An 18128-nucleotide genomic window follows, 5' to 3' on the forward strand; every position below is an offset into this window, starting at 1 on the left:
GTCGCCTTCGACGGCCCGTTCGGCGGCTTCAAGGCCAGCGGCATCGGCCGCGAGTACGGCGCGGTCGGCCTCGGCACCTACACCGAGTACAAGACCATCACCGTCTGACCCCCGGCCGGACGCGCACGACACACAACTACTGCCGACGGCGGCAGGTGGCTCGACCATCTGCCGCCGGCGTGGCGTTCCCGGCTACCGACCGGCGCCCCTGACCCATGACGGCTCAGAGCACCGCGTTGTCCGCGGCCCCCGGAAAGTCCGTGCTGAACGCCAGCTCCCTGCCGGCCTCGAACTCGGCCCGCAGCTGGTCGAGCTTGACACCGATGCGCCGCTGGGCGTCGCTGCCCAGGACGACCCAGTGGGCCAACTCCGGGGCGTTGACGGCCTGGTGGATCGCCTCGGCGGCGCGCTCCGGGTCACCGGGGAACATCTCCGGCGTGAGGTTGCTCATCATGGCGCGGAAGGCCCCGGCCGTGGCGGCGTAGTCCTCGATGCCCTCGCCGGACACCTTCGTCCGGTTCTCGATGCCGGTGCGGAAGGAACCGGGCTGGACGATCATCGCGTGCAGGCCGATGGGCTCGATCTCCTGCCACAGGGCCTCGGTGAAGCCCTCCAGCGCGAACTTGCTGGCGGAGTAGTAGCCGTTGGCGGGCAGACTCGCCAGTCCGTCCATGGAGGAGACGTTGACAATGATGCCGCTGCGCCGGCCGCGCATGCCGGGCAGCACCGCCCGGGTGAGGGCGACCGCGCCGAAGAAGTTGACCTCGAACAGCCTGCGGTAGTCGCTCTCCTCCTGCTCCTCCAGGGCGCCGACGAAGTCGATGGCGGCGTTGTTGACGAGGACGTCGATGCCGCCGAAGCGTTCCTCGGCGGCACGCATCGCGGCCTCGCGGTCCGCGGGCTCGGTGACATCGAGCCTGACCGCAAGTGCGGTCTCCGGATAGCGCGCGGCCAGTTCAGTGGTGGCCTGTGTCGAGCTGGCCGTCGCCACCACCTGGTCGCCGTGGGCCAGGACGTGTTCGGCGAGGGCCTTGCCCAGTCCACTGGAGGCGCCGGTGATGAGCCAGGTCTTGCGAGACATGAGTGATCTCCTTCGGATCGGGTGAGAGAGGTGTTCTGGGAGAGGTGTTGTAGGGGAGGGTGAGATGTCGGGGCGGAAGGGGGGAATACGGCCCGGCCGGCGCGCCTACTCCCCGGCCGGGAAGTCCGCGGCGCCGCTGGCCTCGGCCCACTTCCTCGTTTCCGCGGCCCGCGCCTCGCCCGCCTCCAGGGCCATGGTCACGGCCTGGGCACCGAGCAGGAGCCGGCGCGGCGGGTCGTCGTGGTGGACGACGTCGACGAGGACCTTGGCCGCGCGGACCGGGTCGCCGGGCTGCGTGCCGTTGTTCTCCGCCCGGTACTTGTTCATGGCGCCGACGGTCTCCTCGTAGTCGGCACCCACGGCGTGCAGCTCCATCGACGAGCCCTGCCAGTCCGTCCGGAAGGCACCTGGCTCGACGATGACCACCTTCACCCCGAAGGGGGTGACCTCGTTGGCCAGGACCTCGGAGAAGCCCTCCACGGCGAACTTCGCGCTCTGGTAGGCACCCATGCCCGGCGTGCCGCCGACCCGGCCGCCGAGCGAGGAGAACTGCACGAACGTCCCCGCCCGCTGTCCGCGCAGCACCGGCAGCGCGGCCCGGGTGACGTGGACGACGCCGAAGAAGTTCGCCTCGAACTGGGCGCGGAAGTCGTCCTGCGCCATCTCCTCGATCGGAGCGCTGTTGGCGTACCCGGCGTTGTTCACCACCACGTCCAGACGGCCGAAGGCGTCGACGCCCGCCCGTACCGCGTTCTGGGCGGCGACGGGGTCGGTGACGTCCAGGGCCACCGCCCGCACCCGGTCGCCGTGGCGGGAGACCAGATCCGCCAGTTGCTCCGGGCGCCGGGCGGTCGCCACCAGCTGGTCACCGGCCTGCAAAACCTCTTCCGCCAAGGCGCGCCCGAACCCTCGGGACGCGCCGGTGATCAACCACGTAGCAGCCATTAGATTGCCCTTCTTGTCGCTTCCCAGCCGTACTGGGATGAAAGTTGGCGAGACCTCTCTCACTCTCGTCGTCGTGTCGACACCAGGCCTCCGTCGATTGGCTGCCCGTTTGCGTTGCCTCGGGCGGGCGAGAAGCCGTGACACGTAAGTCATTGGACTGAGCGTCGCCGGACACACACCCGGCCGCGCCCGGCATCGCGCCGAGCGAGGGCGGCTGCGGCGCGGGACACACGTGCGTGCGTGACCCTTAAGGTTGTTCGGTGACGAGTGGCAACGCGACCCGTTCCCCTGTCCTCGACGGCAGCCGCCCGATGAGTTCACATGTCTCGATCCGGCACGGGCGTACCGCGTCGCGAAGGCGATGAACTGGCTGGAACCGGTGCTCGTCGCCGTCCTGGCCGGGACAATCCGCTTCTGGCACCTCGGCCGGCCGCGAGACCTCGTCTTCGACGAGACCTACTACGCCAAGGACGCCTGGTCCCTGCTGCGGCTCGGCTACGAGGGCACCTGGCCGGACCGCGAGATCGCCGACCCGCAGATCCTGGCCGACCCTCAGGTGATCCCGCTCTCCGACACCGGGGCCTTCGTCGCGCACCCGCCGGCGGGCAAGTGGGTGATCGCCCTTGTGAGTGGATGTTCGGCCTGACCCCGTTCGGCTGGCGCTTTACGACGGCGGTCCTGGGCACGCTGTCGGTGCTGATGCTGTGCCGAATAAGCCGCCGCCTGTTCCGCTCGACACTGCTGGGCTGCCTGGCCGGCGCGCTGATGGCGGTGGAGGTCTGCACGTGGTGATGAGCCGTAGCGCGCTGCTGGACCTCGTCGTCATGTTCTTCGCACTGGCGGCGTTCGGATGCCTGCTGATCGACCGGGACAGTGCGCGGGCCCGGCTCGCGGCGTCCTTACCGGTCGACGAGGACGGCCGCGTACGCCCGGACGGACACCGGTGACCATGCGGGTACGGGAGCGCGTCCCTGGCGGCTCGCAGCCGGCCTCTTCCTGGGACTGGCGGCCTCGACCAAATGGAACGGCCTGTACTTCCTCGCCTTCTTCGTGATCCTCACCCTGCTGTGGGAGGTCGGCGCTCGACGCGTAGCGGGGGCACACCGCCCCTACCGCGCGGTGCTGCGCAAGGACCTCGGCTGGTCAGTCCTGTCCCTGGTTCCGGTTGCTGTCGTGACGTATCTGGCGACGTGGACCGGCTGGTTCCTGTCCGACAACGGCTACGGACGCCACTGGGCCGACGGCCGCGGCGGCACCTGGTCGTGGATTCCCGCTCCGCTCCGCAGCCTGTGGCACTACGAGTACGGGGTGTACCAGTTCAATGTGGGGCTGGACACGCCCCACAAGTACGAGTCCACCCCCTGGAGTTGGCTGGTCCTCGGCCGCCCTGTGCTGTTCCAGTAGCACGCCGGTGATCCTCCAGCACGGCTGGCCCTTCAGTCCTGTCGGCTCCTACGCCGAGGTGGCGTCCGCGCTCGCCCGGCGCGGATACCGCTGCTACATCCCCTACCTGCGTGGCCACGGCGGGACCCGGTTCCTCCGTGCGGACACCCTCCGGTCCGGCGAGCAGGCGGCGCTCGGCGCGGACCTGATCGCCTTCGTGGACGCCCTGCGTCTTCCCCGGGCCCTGTTCGCCGGATACGACTGGGGCGGGCCGGTGACGTTGCTGCGGCACGGTGGCCGGAGCGCTGCACCGGCGTGGTCTCCGTGAACGGCTACCTCATCCAGAACCTCGCCGTCGCCCAGGAGCCGCTGTCACCCGCGATCGAGGAGGGCTACTGGTACTTCTTCTCCTTCCTCACCGAGCGCGGGCGGAAGGGGCTCCAGCGCAATCGGGAGGACCTGGCACGGGTTGTCTGGCACCGCAACTCACCCCAATGGGACTTCACCGAGGCCGAGTTCGCGCAGGCGGGGTGGACCAACCCGGACTACGTCGACGTCGTGATCCACAGCTACCGGCACCGTCTGGCCGCGGCCCCCGGCGATCCCCGGTACGCGGACCTGGAGAAGCGGTTGCTGGAGCAGCCGAAGATCACCGTTCCCGACGTCACGCTGGACGGGCAGGCCGACGGTGTCATCCCGCCGACCGACGGGAGCGACTACGCCGCCCACTTCTCGGGCCCCTGGAAGCACGACGTCGTCACGGGGGCCGGCCACAACCTCCCTCAGGAGCAGCCGGAGGCCTTCACCGCCGCGATCCTCGAAGTCGACGCCATGGGGTGACCGGTCTGCACCCGGCGATCGTCACCGTCTTGACAGGTGACGCACGGAGGGGCATGCTGATATTCGTCCAGGACAACAACCAGGACGCCATCCACGATCGACGAAGTGGAGCACGGTCATGAACAAGGAACTCACGGCGGAGGCCGCCGCGGCGGCGGTACGGCACGCGCGATACGGCAGGCTTCCCGAGCGCATCCGCTTCGAGGACATGACCGAAGAGGTCGAGGCCGTGCCCGGCGGGGCGAATACTTCGTACGACCCCGAAGGCTCGTGGAAGTTCTACTCCTGCCTCGCCCTCGATCTGGGACTGTAGACATCCGCACAGCATGCCGGGACCACACCCACCAGCACGTGGACACCGTTTGTGCGGATGATTGCATACGCTGCAGAGCCACGTGTTGACATGACCGGTTGGTGCGTCCGGCGCAAGGGTTCCATGTCAGCGAAGCCCTTGGAGACAGCAGCCCGATGAACAACCTGGACCGCCCGGCCTGCCCTGCCCCAGCAAGGCTGGTCGGGCGGGACAACGATCTCGACTTCATACAGTCCCACTTCACCGGCTCCGCGGTGCATGGCGCGGCCCTCCTGCTGACCGGCGAGGCCGGCATAGGCAAGACCGCCCTTCTCGACATGGTCGCGGCCCAAGCCAGGCACGAGGGCGCCCGCGTGCTGCGGGCGGGCGGAGTGCAGTTCGAGGCGGACATCAGCTACGCCGGACTCAATCAACTCCTCGTACCGCTCTTCGACTCCCTCGACCGGCTCGACCCCGCCCACCGTGACGCCCTGCGCGTCGCCGTCGGCATCGGCAGCGGACCGGCCCCCAACCGTCTTCTGACGTCCACCGCGGTCTTGTTGCTGCTGCGCCTGATCGCGCAAGAGACGCCGCTGCTGGTCGTCGTCGACGACCTGCCGTGGCTGGACCGGGCCACGACCTCCGTCCTGGGCTTCGTCGCCAGGCGGCTCGTCGGCAGCCGCATCAGCTTCCTCGCGGCCGCCCGCGTCCCCTCCGACGGCTTCTTCGAGGCCAGTGGCCTCACCGAACACCGGCTCCAACCACTGGACGACGTGTCGTCGTCCGAACTGCTCGCCCGCACCCATCCCGGCATGTCCCTCGCGGTGCGCCGCCGTATCGCTGCGGAGGCGCACGGCAACCCGCTCGCGCTGGTGGAACTGCCCGCCGCGCTGGAGCGCGAACAACACACGGCGGGGACGGCGGTCCCCGCCGTCCTGCCCCTCGGCGAGCGCCTCCAGACACTGTTCGCCTCACGTGTGGCCGATCTGCCGGACCCGAGCCGGGAGTTGTTGCTGCTCGCGGCGCTCGAGGGCACGGGCGACCTCACCGTACTGGAGGCGGCCGCAGCCGGCCGACCCGTCATCGACATCCTCGAACCCGCCGAGCGCGACCGGCTGGTCGCGATCACCGCCCCGTCCCGGCGGCTGTCCTTCCGGCACCCGCTGATCGGCTCCGCGGTGGTGGCGCGGGCAACGGCCGCGGACCGCCGCAAGGCACACCAGGCGCTCGCCGCCGTGCTCACCGACCAGCCGGAGCGCCGCGCCTGGCACCTCGGAGAAGCGGCGGCCGGCCCGGACGAGACGGTCGCCGCCCTCCTGGAACAGGCCGCCCGGCTGCGCCTGGCCCGCGGGGACGCCCTGGGCGCGGTGGCCGCGCTCACCCGTGCCGCGGGACTCAGCCCGGCACCCGCCGACGAGAGCCGGCGTCTGGCGGAGGCCGCCTACATCGGCACCGACGCCAGCGGCGAACTGGCAGACGCCTCACGCCTGCTGGCCGGAGCCCGGCGGTGCGACCCGACCTCCCAGGAATCGCTGTACGCGGCAGCGACCTCCGCCCTCCTCGTGATCACCAAGGAAGGCGACATTGACACCGCGCACCGGCTGCTGGTCGACGCCATCGAGGCAGGGGACCACCGCTACGACGCGTCCGACAGCGCCCTCGTCGAAGCTCTGTTCACCCTGATCATGCTGTGCGGGTACAGCAGCGATCCGCAGAAGTGGCCACCGCTGTTCCGGGCTCTCGACCGGCTGACCCCCGCACCGCCCGACCTGCTGTGGGTGTGCGCCCAGACCTTCGCCGACCCGGCACGCACCGGGCACCGGGCCCTGGAACTCCTCGACGCCCTGCTCGCCGACATGGGCGAGGACCCGACCCACGTCGTCCGCCTCGGCACCTGCTCGTTCTACCTGGACCGCCTGGCGAACTTGCGCCAGGCGTCGCTCCGCCTGGTCGAACAGGGCCGGGCGGGCACTGCGCCCGTCCGCCGGTACCTGCCCGCACTGCTGCACGTGTGCCTGGACTACCACCAGGCGGGCCGCTGGGACGAGGCCGTACGGCTGGCCGATGAGGGACTGGTTCTGTGCGAGGAGTACGGCTACCGCTTCTTCGCCTGCAAACTCCAGTTCGTGCAGGCGCTCGTGGCCGGGGCACGGGGCGACACCGAGACGAGCGCGGCCCTGGCCGAGGAGATCGTCCGCTGGGCGGCTCCCCGCGGCGCCCGCGGCGCTCAGGTCCTCGCCTTCCACGCCAGGGGCCTGAGCGCCCTCGGCGCCGGCGACTTCGAGGCCGCCTACCGGCATGCCGCCGCCCTGAGCCCGCCCGGAACCCTCGCCTCCTACCTTCCGCAAGCCATGGCCGCCGCGATGGACCTGGTGGAGGCGGCCGTCAGAACCGGACGGACCGCCGAAGCGGCCGCACACACGGCGGCCATACGGGAGTCCGCCATGGCCGAACTCTCGCCCCGCCTCCACCTGGCCGTGCTGGCCTGCGAGGCTCTGACCTCACCCACGGACGCCGCCTTCGCCCTGTTCGACCGGGCACTGGCCCTGGCCGGGCCTGACGACTGGCCCTTCGACGTCGCACGGGTGCGCCTCTACTACGGCGAGCGCCTACGCCGTCGGCGTGCGACGAGGGAAGCCCGCGAGCAACTGGCCCAGGCCTTGAAGGCGTTCGAGGAACTGGGGGCAGCACCATGGGCGACCCGTGCCACGGCCGAACTCCGTGCGAGCGGCTACGGCACAGCCACCGCGCAGCCGGGGAAGGGGGCACTGACCGCCCAGGAGTGGGAGATCGCCACGCTGGCGGCCACCGGGCTGACCAACAAGCAGATCGCCGAACGCCTGTTCCTGTCGCATCGGACCATAGGCACGCACCTGTACCAGATCTACCCCAAACTCGGCATCAACTCCCGCGCCGCACTGCGCGACGCTCTGGCCGCTCTCGACCTGGAGGACGTCGGCTGATCCGGCCCGACGACCGCACACCCACAGCGAGTCGGCCCACCGGACTCACCTGGCGGTCAGCAGGACGCCGGCGTACGACAACCCGGCCACCACACCCCAGGACGCCACACCGAGCACCAGCATGCGCCGGCCGGACGTGCCCGCGAGTGTGCTCAGGTTCGCCGCCGCGCCGAGACCGAAGAGAGCCGAGACCAACACGAGGTGCTGCGCTACGGCGGCCCAGTCGAGCACCGCGGTGCCGAGCAGTCCGCTACTGCGCAGCAGGATCATCGCCAGGAATCCGACCACGAAAAGGGGAAGTGCCGGAGGTCGCCGGCCGTCGGCGTCTCCCCGCGTCCCCCGGGACCGGCGGAGGGCGACGGCCGTCCCCGCGGTCAGCGGGGCGAGCAGAGCCACTCTCATCAGCTTGACCAGGACGGCCTCGCGCAGAGCGAGCGGACCGGCGGTCTGCGCGGTGGCGGATCGTGGTGCTGCCCGTGCTGCACACCGCCCTCGGCATGGGCACCGTGACCGCGCCGGCAACGTCGTCCTCCTTGCTCCTGGTCACCTGACCGACCGCGCCGACAGCGGGGGCGCCGCAGATCGCATAACCGGCAGCCACGAGCAACGGGACGTCACCGGGCAGGTTCAACCGCCGACCGAGCCAGTACGTCCCGGCAAGGGTGGCCAGGACGACGCAGAACACCATCACCACCGTGGCCGGGCCGAGCTCCGCCACATCGGCAAGGCCGAGCTGGAGGCCGAGCAGAACCACGCCGACCCGCATCAGCCGCTTCGCCGCCAAGGCCAGTCCGGCCCTGGCCGACGTCCGGACGAACCCCCCGGGTACCGGGCAGGTGGGCGGCCGCAACACCTAACAGCACCGCGGCGGTGAGCGTGGGTAGGACGGGCAGCGCCTCGTGCAGCGCGGTCGCCAGCAGCACGCCGACCGCTGCCAACGCCAGACCGGGCACGACGCGACACCAGGACCACGACCTGAGCACGAGGGGAGGGAGCGATCCGTCCGCGACTCTGCTCACGGCGTCAGCCGCGCTCGCCGTCAGGGCGCTCGTACACGCGTCGCACGCTGCCGCCCAGACGCACCACGTCGGCACCGTAGATGTGAAGGGAGATCGCAGTACCGGCCCCGGAGTTGCGCACCTCGTGAATGTCGCCGGGCGGGGCGAAGCCGCAGACGGAGCCCACCGGATTGGTCACCACCTCCGTGGCCTCCAGACGGGCGGCTCCGCCCCAGGGCAGCAGGCGGTAGCGATGCTCGCTCTCCGTCCCCTGGTGGACACCCGTCACGCACCAGGAGACATGGTCGTGGACCGGGGTGCGCTGACCGGGCAGCCAGACGAGCGCCACCACCGAGAAGCTGCCGTCGGGTTCGGCGTGTACCCGGCCGTCGAGCCATACGCGGGGGATGGCGGATGTTTTCGACTCGGTGTCGCCGGGCGCCAGTTGGTTCCAGAACCGGCTCAGGTCGTCCTGTGCGATGTGCAGCGACCGGGCGTGGATGCTGGGCAACTCCCTTGTGGCGAGACCTGTTCGGCGAACGCCGTGAGCTTGTCCACCGTGCGGGCGGTCGCCGTGCCGGAGGTGCCGACGATCAGTGGCAGCGCGTCCGTGTGCGCATCGTCGTAGCCCTGCGCGAGCAGCGAGGTGACGGCGAACAGCGCCCGGTCCAGGCGGCCTTGGGACACCAGGGGTGAGGCGTCGTCGGAGGGGAGCACCGTCAGGTGCCCGTCCGGTTCGAAGGTGTGGAAGACGATGCCGTCGCGTCCAGGGCCGGGCCGTACCGAGGCCGTCTGCCGGCCGTCCGGGCCCTTGCCCACCGTCACGCTGTCGCCGGTGATGAGGCGGACGGTCGCCTCGTTGCCCGAGGTCCCGGTCGCCGCCATGGTCTGTCGTGGCCCCGGCGGGTCGGCGAACGACGGGGTGACCGCCGCGGCGGCCAGCGCGACGCCTGCTGTGAGCGTCGCCAACAAGCGGATGTGTCTCATCGGTTCCGTGCCTCTACTGGCGCGCTGTGCGCCGTTCATCTGCGCGACAGAATCCGACGGCCGCGAGGTATGTGTCACTCGATACCGGTGGCACACCTGGGACATGTCACAAGGGCGACAGGCGGCATGTGCAGCTCGCGGCGCGCGGGCAACGTGTGCCGCCGGTCGGAGGAGCAGCCACGGAGAATCTCTAATCACCGCCTTGACGGGTGACGAAAGTGACTGCCATGATTACGTCACCGCCTCAACCGGTGACATGAAGGGTGTCCTGGTCAGCAGGCAAGTGAAGACCTTTCGACCCAGATGGGGAGCACAGTCATGGCAGTCAGCTACACCGCCGTTGTCGACGTCGACGGAGAAGGCCGGAACGGCGGTCACGTCCGCTCCTCCGACGGTCTGCTGGAGACCGGCCTCGCCCTCCCCAAGGAGCTCGGCGGCGCGGGCACCGCGACCAACCCCGAGCAGCTCCTTGCCGCCGGCTGGGCCGCCTGTTTCCTCGGCGCCCTGCGCCGCGCCGCCACCACCCGCAAGGTACGGCTGACCAGCACCACCATCACCGCCGAGATCACCCTCACCCACGGCGACGACGGCGAGTTCTCCCTCTCCGCAGTTCTCAGCCCCGTTCTCGGCGGTGTCGACCAGGCCACCGCCGAGGAGCTCGCGCACGCCGCCCACCAGATCTGCCCGTACTCCAAGGCCACGCGCGACAACATCCCGGTCACCATCAACGCCGGCGCCGCCGCCTGATCCGTCCCCCCTCGACCGCGGGTCCCGTGTTCCCCCTGCACGGGACCCGCCACCCCCTCAGCCGTACCCACACCGCCGACCGAAGAGCGAGGGCAGGACATGGCCTCCATCACGCACACACACGTACGGACCGCCCCGCAAGCTCGCCCGGACCTCGACCGTGTCTCCGACGAGCGGCCGTCCCGAGGCGCGGCAAGCCCCGCGGACCGTGACTGGCCGACGGACACGCAGGTGTGGAACTGGGCGGAGAGCGTGGCGTTGTCGGGGTACGGCCCGGCGGCCTCGAGCTTCCTGTGACGGGCGGCGACCACACGAAGGACCGGCCCGGCACCGGATCGTGCCGGACCGGTCACCTCGCTACGAAGGGAACGTCAGCGGTGCCGACCGTGACGCGTGAGAACACGGGCGACGGCGGTGGCCATCACGTTCTCACCCGTGGCGTTGGGGTGCACCGGCGCAGCCGGCCGCTCGCCGGTCGGCTTGGACAGGTCGTGGCCGAGGGTCGGCGTGTACGTGTTCACGTACTCCGTCCCACCATGCCGGGCCTGGCGGGCCAGCATCGCGTTGAGGTCCTTCTCCTTGTCGCGGAGCCAGGCGAAGTCGCCCGCGGCCAGCGGCACCTTGCTGCTGGTGCAACCCACTGCGTCCTCAGGGAAGAGATCGGGGTAGCCGACCACCACGACACGGGCGTGCGGCGCGCGGCGGTGGATGCCGCGAAGCACCTGTGCGACCTTCGGCGCGGTCCGGGCGATCGCGTCCGTGACCTGGTCCGCGCCGGTGCCCGCGTAGTGGGACCGGCACGGGGCGCCCGCGGGGTCGCCGGACGTGAGGTGGGCGCAGGTGCCGAGCACGGTCGAGAAGCCGATGTCGTTGCCGCCGATGGTGACGGTGACCAGGTCGGTGCCCCGGTCGAGGGCGTCGAACTGCGCCAGCACGCCGTCGGTCTGCGGGGCCGTCATGTCGTCGGTGGTGGCGCCCGCGCAGCTGACGTCCGTCAGCGTCGCGGACCGCGACCGCGCCACCAGCGAGGGGTAGTTCTGGTCGGAACGCAGGCAGGTCGCGTCCACCTGGGTGGGCATGAGCGGCGCAAAGGCGTACGAGTCACCGAGGGCGACGTAGTCCACCTTGTGCCGGCTCTCCGGGGCCGTGCTCGCCGCAGCCGTTCCGGCCGGGGCGAGGGCGGTTCCGGCGGAGAGCAGTGCGGCACCCACCGTCAGGCGCGGCCGGCGCGGGAGGTGGGAAAAATCTTCTCAAGATCTGTCCTTCCGTGATCGGTCGATGGCCTCCGCCGCGCGTGCACACCTGTCTGAGGGCGGAGCACCCACCATTCACACGTATCCGGACGCCGTCAGGTGCTCTGGCTTCGGTAACGAATTGAAAGCGAGATCACAGCCATGGACATGAAGCTCGAAGTCGTCATCCTGCCCGTCTCCGACGTGGACCGGGCCAAGGGCTTCTACGTGGAGCAGCTCGGCTGGCGCCTCGACGCCGACTTCCCGATCAACGACGGCTACCGGATCGTGCAGGTGACCCCGCCCGGCTCCGAGTGCTCGATCATCTTCGGCCAGGGCCTCACCCGGCAGGAGGCGGGCACGCTCCACGGCCTCCAGCTGACCGTCACCGACATCGTCAAGGCCCAGGAGGAGCTGACCTCCCGCGGTGTGGAGGTCTCCGGCCCGTTCCGCGACGAGACGGGCGCCTTCCACCACGCCGGTGACTCCCACCGGGTTCCCGGCCTGCACCCCGAGCGGTCCAGCTACGGCACCTTCGCCGCCTTCAAGGACCTCGACGGCAACGAGTGGTTCCTCCAGGAGGTCACCGAGCGCGCCCCCGGCCGCTGAGAGCTGGTCCCGGCGCGGCTGCCCTCCCCGCCGCGCCGGGACCGCCATCCCACCAGGGATCACGACATGCATCCGACCAACACCTACCGACCGGCACGTGCCGACCGGCATCCAGCCACCGGAGGACACATGACGACCGAGAACATCCGCACGTACGACGTCATAGTGATCGGCGCAGGTCCGGTCGGCGAGAACGTCGCGGACCGCACCAGCGCCGCGGGACTGAGCACCGTCATCGTGGAGAGCGAACTGGCCGGCGGCGAGTGCTCGTACTGGGCCTGCGAACCCAGCAAGGCCCTGCTGCGCCCCGCCCTGCTCCGCGCCGACGCCATGCACGTCCCGGGTCTCGACCCCGCCGTCAAGAACCCGCTGGACGTCGAGGCCGTCCTGGCGCACCGCAACCGCATGTCCGCCGACTGGAAGGACGACGGCCAGGCCGAGTGGATCAAGTCGGCCGGTATCGACCTGCTGCGCGGTCACGGACGGCTGGCGGGGGAGCGCGAGGCTTCCGTGGAGACCCCCGAGGGTGACACCGTCCGCCTGCGGGCCCGGCACGCCGTCGCCGTGTGCACCGGCAGCCGCGCGGCCCTGCCCCCGCTGCCCGGGATCGAGAACCTGCGGCCCTGGACCAGCCGGGAGGCGACCAGCGCCGAGCAGCCGCCGCAGCGCCTGGTGATCGTCGGCGCCGGTGTGGTGGGCGTCGAGATGGCCACCGCCTGGCAGGCCCTGGGCAGCCGGGTGACCCTGCTCGCCCGGGAGGACGGGCTGTTGCCCCGGATGGAGCCCTTCGCGGGCGAGTTGGTCACCGAGCGCCTGCGGGAGGCCGGTGCGGACGTACGGTTCGGCATCTCCGTCGTCGGCGCGGAGCGTGTGGACGACGGGGAGGGCGAGGTCCGTGTCAGCCTGTCGGACGGCGGTGAGATCACCGCCGACGAGATCCTCTTCGCCACCGGCCGCGCCCCGCGCTCGGAGGACATCGGGCTCGACACCGTGGGACTGAATCCGGGGGACTGGCTCGCCACCGACGACAGCCTGACCGTCACCGCCGTCCGCGGGAACTGGCTGTACGCCGTCGGCGACGTCAATCGCCGGGCCCTGTTCACCCACCAGGGCAAGTACCAGGCACGCATCGCCGGTTCCGTGATCGTCGGCCGGGTCCGGGGTGAGCAGCTGGACACCGGACGCTGGGCTCCGCACAGCAGTACGGCCGACATCGAGGCCGTCCCCGGCGTCGTGTTCACCGACCCCGAGGTCGCCTCCGTGGGCCTGACCATCCGCGAGGCCGAGCGCACCGGCCGGGGCGTCGAGGTCGTCGACTACGAGATCGGGCACCTCGCGGGCGCCGTCCAGTACCGCCCCGACTACCGGGGCAGGGCCCGAATCCTCATCGACCGGGACCGTCAGGTCGTCGTCGGCGCCACCTTCGTTGGACCGGGCGTCGCCGAGCTTCTGTACTCGGCCACCGTCGCCATCACCGGGGAGGTGCCGGTCGAGCGTCTCTGGCACGCCGTACCCGCCTTCCCCACCATCAGCGAGGTGTGGCTGCGCCTGCTGGAGACGAGGCGGGACTCATGACCACCGCACGGGACCTCGCGCTCGTCGCCCTGGGCATGCCGTCCGACCGGCCCGTGGCACAGGGCGACCTGTCCCTCGCGCTCGCGGGGGCCGAGGCGGTCGATCTCCTGGAGAACGGGGCGCTGAGCCTGGACGGCGACCGCATGGTGCCCGGCCCTCGGGTGGCGACGGGTGACCGTCTGCTGGACCAGGCGGACGCCTCGCTCACCCGGCGGCAGCCGTACTCGACGGTCGACGACTGGCTGTGGCGCCGCGGCAGCGTGCTCGCCGCGGCCTACGTCGACGACCTGGAGCGGGCGGGGCTCGTCACCCACCTACGCGGGCTCCGGCTGCGGTCCGCGCGTACCGTCCTGGCCGATTCGCCGGCACGCCGCAGTGCGGAGGAACGCAGGGCGTCCGGCGAGCCCGTCCTCGCCGCCCTGCTGGCAGCCGCGGGCAACGGGGCGGACCCGGCCGAGGCCCGCGAGAGCCTCATCGGGGACGCGGTCACGACGGTGCTGGCCGCCGTCGGCGACGCGATAACGCAGCTGGAGGCCGTACGACTGCGACGGGACGTCGAGAACGCCGCGTTCGACAACGTGTGGCGGGCATAGGGCCGCTGAAGCGGGCGTGCTCACACCTGTGAATGAGGCTTTCACACCTGCCTCATGGGAAAGGACGGCGATGGCCGGACCGGGGCCCGATGACGACATAGTGTCGGCCGGACCGTCCTGGGGCGTCTCGAGACTTCGCTGCCGGGTGAACCTTTTCCCCTTGGAGATCCGTGGAGGTAAAGGGAACAGAGGAAGCCCGGGCGGGATCTTTTCGCCCGTCGGCCCGGGTATCGAGCTCCCCCACCAGATCCGCGATGTCCGGTCCGACGCCGCCCCGACCTGGGCCAGGGCGTCGGAGGAGGCCGTGTTTCAGCTCGCTCGGGCGCACCTCGACGCGGTCTTCGGCGGGTGGCTCACCCTCGGCCTCGGACTGGGCGGACGAGCCGACGACTTCGCGGTGGACGACACCGGCCCGTCGGCGTCGGCCACGGCCGTCGGCCCGGCCTTCGCCCTGGGCGACGAGGGCCCAGGCCGTGCCAACGTCTACGACCACTACCGCTCGGCCGGACCGGACGGGGCCCGGGCGAGGGCCGCAAAGTTGGGCGGGGGAGCCGATGCCGTATGGGCGATGGTCGAGGCCTTCGAGGAGCTCGGCGGCGACGAACTCATGCTTAACCCGACCGTCGACGACCTCGACCAGGTGGCACGGCTGGCGGATGTGGCTCCGTAGGGAGAAACCCTTGGCGCACGCCCTGAAGCGCATCCGTCCCGCGTGGTGGGTTGTGTCGCACGAGGTGCACAGCAGTGCCCGGTTGCGGACCACCGCCCGCAGGACGTGCGTGGGCGTCAGTCGGAGCTGTCCGCCTCGCCCCGCTTCACCAGGGTGTACATGACGGAACGCTGCTGCTTGTGACGCCTGATACGTCCCTTGGCGACCAGGGATTCGAGGGTGTTCCGTACCACCTGCGGTGTGGGGTTGCGGTCCGGGTGCTTCTCGAGGAGTTCGTCCCGCAGCTCCTTCGCCAGACGCGGCTCGTCGTACTGGCGAAGCAGGTCCGCAAGCAGGTCACCGAGCAGAGGCTGGTGCGACTTCCCCTTCGCGCCGGCCTTCGTTGTCGTGCTGGCCGGAGAGGTCTTGGCCGACGCGGAGCGCCGTGCAGCAGCTCTGGCAGGGGCCCGCTTCGCCTTTGCGGCGACGGGCTCGTCCTGCAACTGCTCGGGCAGACGGGACGCGTCCGCGAAACCCTCGTACTGCTCGGCGAGGTTGATGATGTCTGCCAGGAGGGCTTCCTCCTGCTGCAACACCTTGATGTTCTCCGCCAGCTCCTGCTGTCGACGACGGTTCTCCTCCAGGTCCGACGCGGCTTGTGCCACGTATCGCGATCGGACCGTGGCGGCTGATTGGCTGGTCACACCGTTCACTCCCTCGGTATGGATGACGCTGCGCATGGTACCCACGCCGAGGGTCCCGTGCGGATAAGTGTCGACGCCAGATGGTTCATCTGGCATGTCCACTCTTCACGATAGGCGCTGATGTGCCCGCGCATAGAGGAAGTGTGGACCTTCTTCGACCTCCCGAGGGTTCCACGACGTCACTTGCACGAGGATCTCTCCGCACATACTGCCCGGTAAGTATGTTGTTACCGCCGCCCTGATGACCCTAGGTGGGCCGATGTACGTGTGGGACCGTGTTGCGCCGTCCGGGGGGACGAGTGCGGGTGTCGGGCCCGCCCCTCGGATCCCGGTCCGTCCGTCACCTGGCGGCATGCTCGCGGGCCGTCAGAACGGCCTCCTTGGCCGACCCTCGGTGCACGGGTCCGTGGCCGGGCAGGATGAGACCCGCGTCCAGGTCCTCGATCACGGCCAGGGAATCGAGAGCCCGGGCACGGTCGGTGTGGAACATGTCGGGCAACAGCTGCGGTCCGCTGATCCGCGACGTCGGGTGCGCGGTCACCAGAGCGTCGCCGGTGACCAGGATGCCGCTCCCGGGTAGGTGGTAGGCGCAGTGGCCCTTGGTATGTCCCGGTGTGTGCACGGGCACCGGCGCACCGGGCAGGTCCAGCGCTCCCGGCGCGGGGAATGCCTGCGGCTCGCAGACGGGAACATGGGTGGTTCCTCCGGCTCGGAGGGCGTGGACGGCCCATGGGAGCACACCGGACACCATGCCTGCGCGAGCACCTGCCCTACGGACACCTGGTCGAGGAAGTCGCGGCGGGCGTGCGGCACCTCCTCCTGGTGCATGAGGACCGGCACGTCGTACGCGGCGCGCAGGTGTTCGGCCGCGCCGATGTGGTCGTTGTGCGCGTGCGTGACAAATCGACGACGAGGAGCGGTTGCACCAGATCAACACCTCGACGGAGTATCTGGCCAGGTGATCGCCGACCGCCTGGTCGAGGCGATCCACGCAGGGGAGCTGGGGGAGGGCGCCCGGGGGATCCGGGAAGTCGTCGTGACGTTGCATGAGTCGCACATCGCGTGGGCCAGTTACGAGCGCAGCGTGTGACCCACACTCAGCCGCGCACCGTGACCGGGGGAGTGTTGTACCCCTCGACCCGCAGCTTCGGCCGACCCGAGGGCAGGGCGGAGGCGGGCCAGGACAACGTCACCATGCGTGTCTCACCGGGCAGCAGCCACAGGTAGTTGTCGTCGTAGAGCGTCGGCAGGACGCGCGCGCCGTCCTCGTCCAGCAGGGAGAGCCGGACCATCGCGGCGACCATGGACCCGCGGTTGCGGACCGTGGCGGTCACCGTCCGGCGGTCCCCGTCGCGCGACACCTGCGTGAGTGAGGCCGACAGCCTTGCCTGCGGGACCTGGTCGAGGGCACGCAGCGCCTCGGGGGTGCGGCAGCGCCAGTAGGTGTTGCGCGACAGCACCTCGCCCCTGTCGTCCGTCAGGGCCAGCCGCAGCAGGTGCAGGTCCGGCAGGTCGTCCGCAGGCGCCGCGGTGAACGCCGCCGCCGAGGCCGCGGGGTCCACGTCCACCCGCGCCCGCCGGGTGCGCGCGATCGGGCGGCCGGACAGGTCGTACGTCTCCGCTGTGACCGTCGCGCCCTTGACCGCCATACGGGTGTGGTTGACCGCGATGACCTGCCAGTTCACCGGGTCGGCCTGGACGTGCAGGGGCTCGCAGGCGCTCCGGCAGCCGAAGTAGGCGCCGTTGACGTCGAAGTCGTAGTCGTACGTCTGCCAGACGGTGCTGTGCCAGGCCGGGTGGGACATCCACAGCATCAACCCGCTGGCGTTGTCCCACAGGTTGGCGTTCCAGGCCTCGAACATGGCCCGGAAGTTCTCGTAGTTGACGAACTGCGCCTTGCGCGTGAAGTCGTCCAGGTCGCGGGCCGGGCCGAGGCGGGTCTCGATGGCGGCCTTGTAGTTGTGCGGCGCCTGGTTGCCGCGCTCGCTCCAGTCGTGGTGGTACCAGGCACCGCCGATCGGCCACTCCGGTCCGTCCTCGCCCACCATGGCGCGGGTGCTCGCGGCGGTGGAGACGACGGGCATGCCGATCTCGGTGTGGAAGCCGAAGTCCTTGCTGCCGTACGTCGAGGGGTCGAAGTACCGCTCCGGCTCGACCCAGCCGTAGGGTCCGCCGCCGGTGACGACGCCACCGGCCGAGTTGTTCTGGTAGAGCACCCGGGGTGCCTGGCTCTCGACCGCCTTGCGCAGGCCCTCGTCGACCGCGGCCGGCGGATTGCCCTCGTTGGCGCCGCACCACACGGCCACGCTCGGGTGGATGCGGTAGCGCAGTACGGTGTCCCGGGCCACCGACAGGAACGCCTCGTGGTCTGGCGGGTCCATGCTCCAGGCGGTGGGGAAGTCGTTCCACACCAGGATGCCGTGCTCGTCGCAACTGGCGTAGAACTCCTCGCGGTTGCTGCTGCCGACCCAGTTGCGGATCATCGTGAAGTTCATGGCCCGGTGCATGCGCACCGCCGCGTCCATCCGCT

Annotated in this window: 19 protein-coding genes and 4 pseudogenes; 13 read left to right on the forward strand and 10 right to left on the reverse strand. The window is 70.6% G+C overall.

Annotated elements, in window-relative coordinates; all coding sequences use genetic code 11:
- Positions 1 to 108: aldehyde dehydrogenase family protein (locus ACFY0T_RS49635; protein ID WP_388885073.1), on the forward strand; the 108-nt coding region annotated here is incomplete at its 5' end.
- Between the two features lie 115 nt (positions 109 to 223).
- Here ACFY0T_RS49635 and ACFY0T_RS49640 read toward each other — a convergent pair.
- Together ACFY0T_RS49640 and ACFY0T_RS49645 are read right to left on the reverse strand one after the other, a co-directional pair.
- A complete protein-coding gene (locus ACFY0T_RS49640; protein ID WP_388885692.1) occupies positions 224 to 1081 on the reverse strand; it encodes an SDR family NAD(P)-dependent oxidoreductase in 858 nt (285 codons plus the stop codon).
- 105 nt (positions 1082 to 1186) lie between these two features.
- Positions 1187 to 2026, reverse strand: a complete 840-nt coding sequence (locus ACFY0T_RS49645) for an oxidoreductase (RefSeq protein WP_388885694.1) — start codon at positions 2024 to 2026, stop codon at positions 1187 to 1189.
- A 361-nt stretch (positions 2027 to 2387) separates the two neighbouring features.
- Between ACFY0T_RS49645 and ACFY0T_RS49650 the strand changes: the two are divergent.
- The 5 genes and pseudogenes from ACFY0T_RS49650 to ACFY0T_RS49670 form a co-directional block, all read left to right on the forward strand.
- Positions 2388 to 3424, forward strand: a pseudogene (locus tag ACFY0T_RS49650) (dolichyl-phosphate-mannose--protein mannosyltransferase); the annotation flags it as partial.
- Between the two features lie 13 nt (positions 3425 to 3437).
- Positions 3438 to 3737: an alpha/beta fold hydrolase gene (locus ACFY0T_RS49655; protein WP_388885697.1), complete on the forward strand. Its 300-nt coding sequence runs from the start codon at positions 3438 to 3440 to the stop codon at positions 3735 to 3737.
- Positions 3725 to 4249: an alpha/beta hydrolase gene (locus tag ACFY0T_RS49660; protein ID WP_388885699.1), complete on the forward strand. Its 525-nt coding sequence runs from the start codon at positions 3725 to 3727 to the stop codon at positions 4247 to 4249. Before ACFY0T_RS49655 ends, ACFY0T_RS49660 begins: the two co-directional genes overlap by 13 nt.
- Positions 4250 to 4367: 118 nt before the next feature.
- Positions 4368 to 4562: a hypothetical protein gene (locus tag ACFY0T_RS49665; RefSeq protein WP_388885702.1), complete on the forward strand. Its 195-nt coding sequence runs from the start codon at positions 4368 to 4370 to the stop codon at positions 4560 to 4562.
- 155 nt (positions 4563 to 4717) lie between these two features.
- Positions 4718 to 7504, forward strand: coding sequence for an ATP-binding protein (locus ACFY0T_RS49670; RefSeq protein WP_388885705.1), 2787 nt, complete (start codon positions 4718 to 4720; stop codon positions 7502 to 7504).
- Between the two features lie 45 nt (positions 7505 to 7549).
- Here ACFY0T_RS49670 and ACFY0T_RS49675 read toward each other — a convergent pair whose 3' ends face one another.
- The 4 genes and pseudogenes from ACFY0T_RS49675 to ACFY0T_RS49690 all read right to left on the reverse strand — a co-directional run bounded on the left by ACFY0T_RS49675 (position 7550) and on the right by ACFY0T_RS49690 (position 9489).
- The gene (locus ACFY0T_RS49675) at positions 7550 to 7906 is read right to left on the reverse strand and encodes a putative sulfate exporter family transporter (RefSeq protein ID WP_388885708.1); all 357 of its coding nucleotides are present in this window, start codon (positions 7904 to 7906) and stop codon (positions 7550 to 7552) included.
- Between the two features lie 160 nt (positions 7907 to 8066).
- A pseudogene (locus ACFY0T_RS49680) lies at positions 8067 to 8270 on the reverse strand (putative sulfate exporter family transporter); the annotation flags it as partial.
- Positions 8271 to 8527: 257 nt separating this feature from the next.
- Positions 8528 to 9013: a cysteine dioxygenase gene (locus ACFY0T_RS49685; protein WP_388885711.1), complete on the reverse strand. Its 486-nt coding sequence runs from the start codon at positions 9011 to 9013 to the stop codon at positions 8528 to 8530.
- On the reverse strand, positions 8965 to 9489 hold the full coding sequence (locus ACFY0T_RS49690; protein ID WP_388885713.1) for a hypothetical protein: 525 nt from the start codon (positions 9487 to 9489) through the stop codon (positions 8965 to 8967). The genes ACFY0T_RS49685 and ACFY0T_RS49690 overlap by 49 nt, the downstream gene beginning before the upstream one ends.
- 318 nt (positions 9490 to 9807) lie before the next feature.
- Here ACFY0T_RS49690 and ACFY0T_RS49695 point away from each other — a divergent pair, with 318 nt between their 5' ends.
- A complete protein-coding gene (locus ACFY0T_RS49695; protein WP_388885715.1) occupies positions 9808 to 10236 on the forward strand; it encodes an organic hydroperoxide resistance protein in 429 nt (142 codons plus the stop codon).
- A 99-nt stretch (positions 10237 to 10335) separates the two neighbouring features.
- On the forward strand, positions 10336 to 10533 hold the full coding sequence (locus ACFY0T_RS49700; protein ID WP_388885718.1) for a hypothetical protein: 198 nt from the start codon (positions 10336 to 10338) through the stop codon (positions 10531 to 10533).
- 74 nt (positions 10534 to 10607) lie between these two features.
- Here the strand turns inward: ACFY0T_RS49700 and ACFY0T_RS49705 are convergent, their stop codons facing one another.
- Positions 10608 to 11447, reverse strand: coding sequence for an SGNH/GDSL hydrolase family protein (locus ACFY0T_RS49705; protein WP_388885720.1), 840 nt, complete (start codon positions 11445 to 11447; stop codon positions 10608 to 10610).
- A gap of 183 nt (positions 11448 to 11630) precedes the next feature.
- On the opposite strand from ACFY0T_RS49705, the gene ACFY0T_RS49710 reads away from it, so the two are divergent.
- The 4 genes from ACFY0T_RS49710 to ACFY0T_RS49725 all read left to right on the forward strand — a co-directional run bounded on the left by ACFY0T_RS49710 (position 11631) and on the right by ACFY0T_RS49725 (position 14915).
- Entirely contained in the window at positions 11631 to 12077 is a 447-nt protein-coding gene (locus ACFY0T_RS49710) for a VOC family protein (protein WP_388885723.1), read from the forward strand.
- Positions 12078 to 12206: 129 nt separating this feature from the next.
- Entirely contained in the window at positions 12207 to 13652 is a 1446-nt protein-coding gene (locus ACFY0T_RS49715) for a dihydrolipoyl dehydrogenase family protein (protein WP_388885725.1), read from the forward strand.
- Entirely contained in the window at positions 13649 to 14245 is a 597-nt protein-coding gene (locus ACFY0T_RS49720) for a GPP34 family phosphoprotein (RefSeq protein ID WP_388885727.1), read from the forward strand. The genes ACFY0T_RS49715 and ACFY0T_RS49720 overlap by 4 nt, the downstream gene beginning before the upstream one ends.
- Before the next feature lie 304 nt (positions 14246 to 14549).
- Positions 14550 to 14915, forward strand: a complete 366-nt coding sequence (locus tag ACFY0T_RS49725; protein ID WP_388885730.1) for a hypothetical protein — start codon at positions 14550 to 14552, stop codon at positions 14913 to 14915.
- Positions 14916 to 15031: 116 nt separating this feature from the next.
- Here the strand turns inward: ACFY0T_RS49725 and ACFY0T_RS49730 are convergent, their stop codons facing one another.
- Both ACFY0T_RS49730 and ACFY0T_RS49735 read right to left on the reverse strand, forming a co-directional pair.
- Positions 15032 to 15598, reverse strand: coding sequence for a hypothetical protein (locus tag ACFY0T_RS49730; RefSeq protein WP_388885733.1), 567 nt, complete (start codon positions 15596 to 15598; stop codon positions 15032 to 15034).
- A 340-nt stretch (positions 15599 to 15938) separates the two neighbouring features.
- Positions 15939 to 16498: pseudogene (locus tag ACFY0T_RS49735) on the reverse strand (MBL fold metallo-hydrolase); the annotation flags it as partial.
- 2 nt (positions 16499 to 16500) lie between these two features.
- Here ACFY0T_RS49735 and ACFY0T_RS49740 point away from each other — a divergent pair.
- Positions 16501 to 16688, forward strand: a pseudogene (locus tag ACFY0T_RS49740) (6-carboxytetrahydropterin synthase); the annotation flags it as partial.
- Between the two features lie 7 nt (positions 16689 to 16695).
- On the opposite strand, the gene ACFY0T_RS49745 reads toward ACFY0T_RS49740, so the two are convergent.
- Positions 16696 to 18128, reverse strand: a 1433-nt coding sequence (locus ACFY0T_RS49745) for a glycoside hydrolase family 2 protein (RefSeq protein WP_388885736.1), incomplete at its 5' end; no start/stop codon positions are given.

Origin of the sequence: Streptomyces sp. NPDC001530 (assembly GCF_042894545.1) — a bacterium.
Lineage (GTDB): Bacteria > Actinomycetota > Actinomycetes > Streptomycetales > Streptomycetaceae > Streptomyces.

Coding starts and splice junctions, on each gene's coding strand:
- ACFY0T_RS49640 (WP_388885692.1), bottom strand. CDS start 1,081: ATGTCTCGCAAGACCTGGCTCATCACCGGCGCCTCCAGTGGACTGGGC.
- ACFY0T_RS49645 (WP_388885694.1), bottom strand. CDS start 2,026: ATGGCTGCTACGTGGTTGATCACCGGCGCGTCCCGAGGGTTCGGGCGC.
- ACFY0T_RS49665 (WP_388885702.1), top strand. CDS start 4,368: ATGAACAAGGAACTCACGGCGGAGGCCGCCGCGGCGGCGGTACGGCAC.
- ACFY0T_RS49670 (WP_388885705.1), top strand. CDS start 4,718: ATGAACAACCTGGACCGCCCGGCCTGCCCTGCCCCAGCAAGGCTGGTC.
- ACFY0T_RS49675 (WP_388885708.1), bottom strand. CDS start 7,906: ATGAGAGTGGCTCTGCTCGCCCCGCTGACCGCGGGGACGGCCGTCGCC.
- ACFY0T_RS49690 (WP_388885713.1), bottom strand. CDS start 9,489: ATGAGACACATCCGCTTGTTGGCGACGCTCACAGCAGGCGTCGCGCTG.
- ACFY0T_RS49695 (WP_388885715.1), top strand. CDS start 9,808: ATGGCAGTCAGCTACACCGCCGTTGTCGACGTCGACGGAGAAGGCCGG.
- ACFY0T_RS49700 (WP_388885718.1), top strand. CDS start 10,336: ATGGCCTCCATCACGCACACACACGTACGGACCGCCCCGCAAGCTCGC.
- ACFY0T_RS49710 (WP_388885723.1), top strand. CDS start 11,631: ATGGACATGAAGCTCGAAGTCGTCATCCTGCCCGTCTCCGACGTGGAC.
- ACFY0T_RS49715 (WP_388885725.1), top strand. CDS start 12,207: ATGACGACCGAGAACATCCGCACGTACGACGTCATAGTGATCGGCGCA.
- ACFY0T_RS49720 (WP_388885727.1), top strand. CDS start 13,649: ATGACCACCGCACGGGACCTCGCGCTCGTCGCCCTGGGCATGCCGTCC.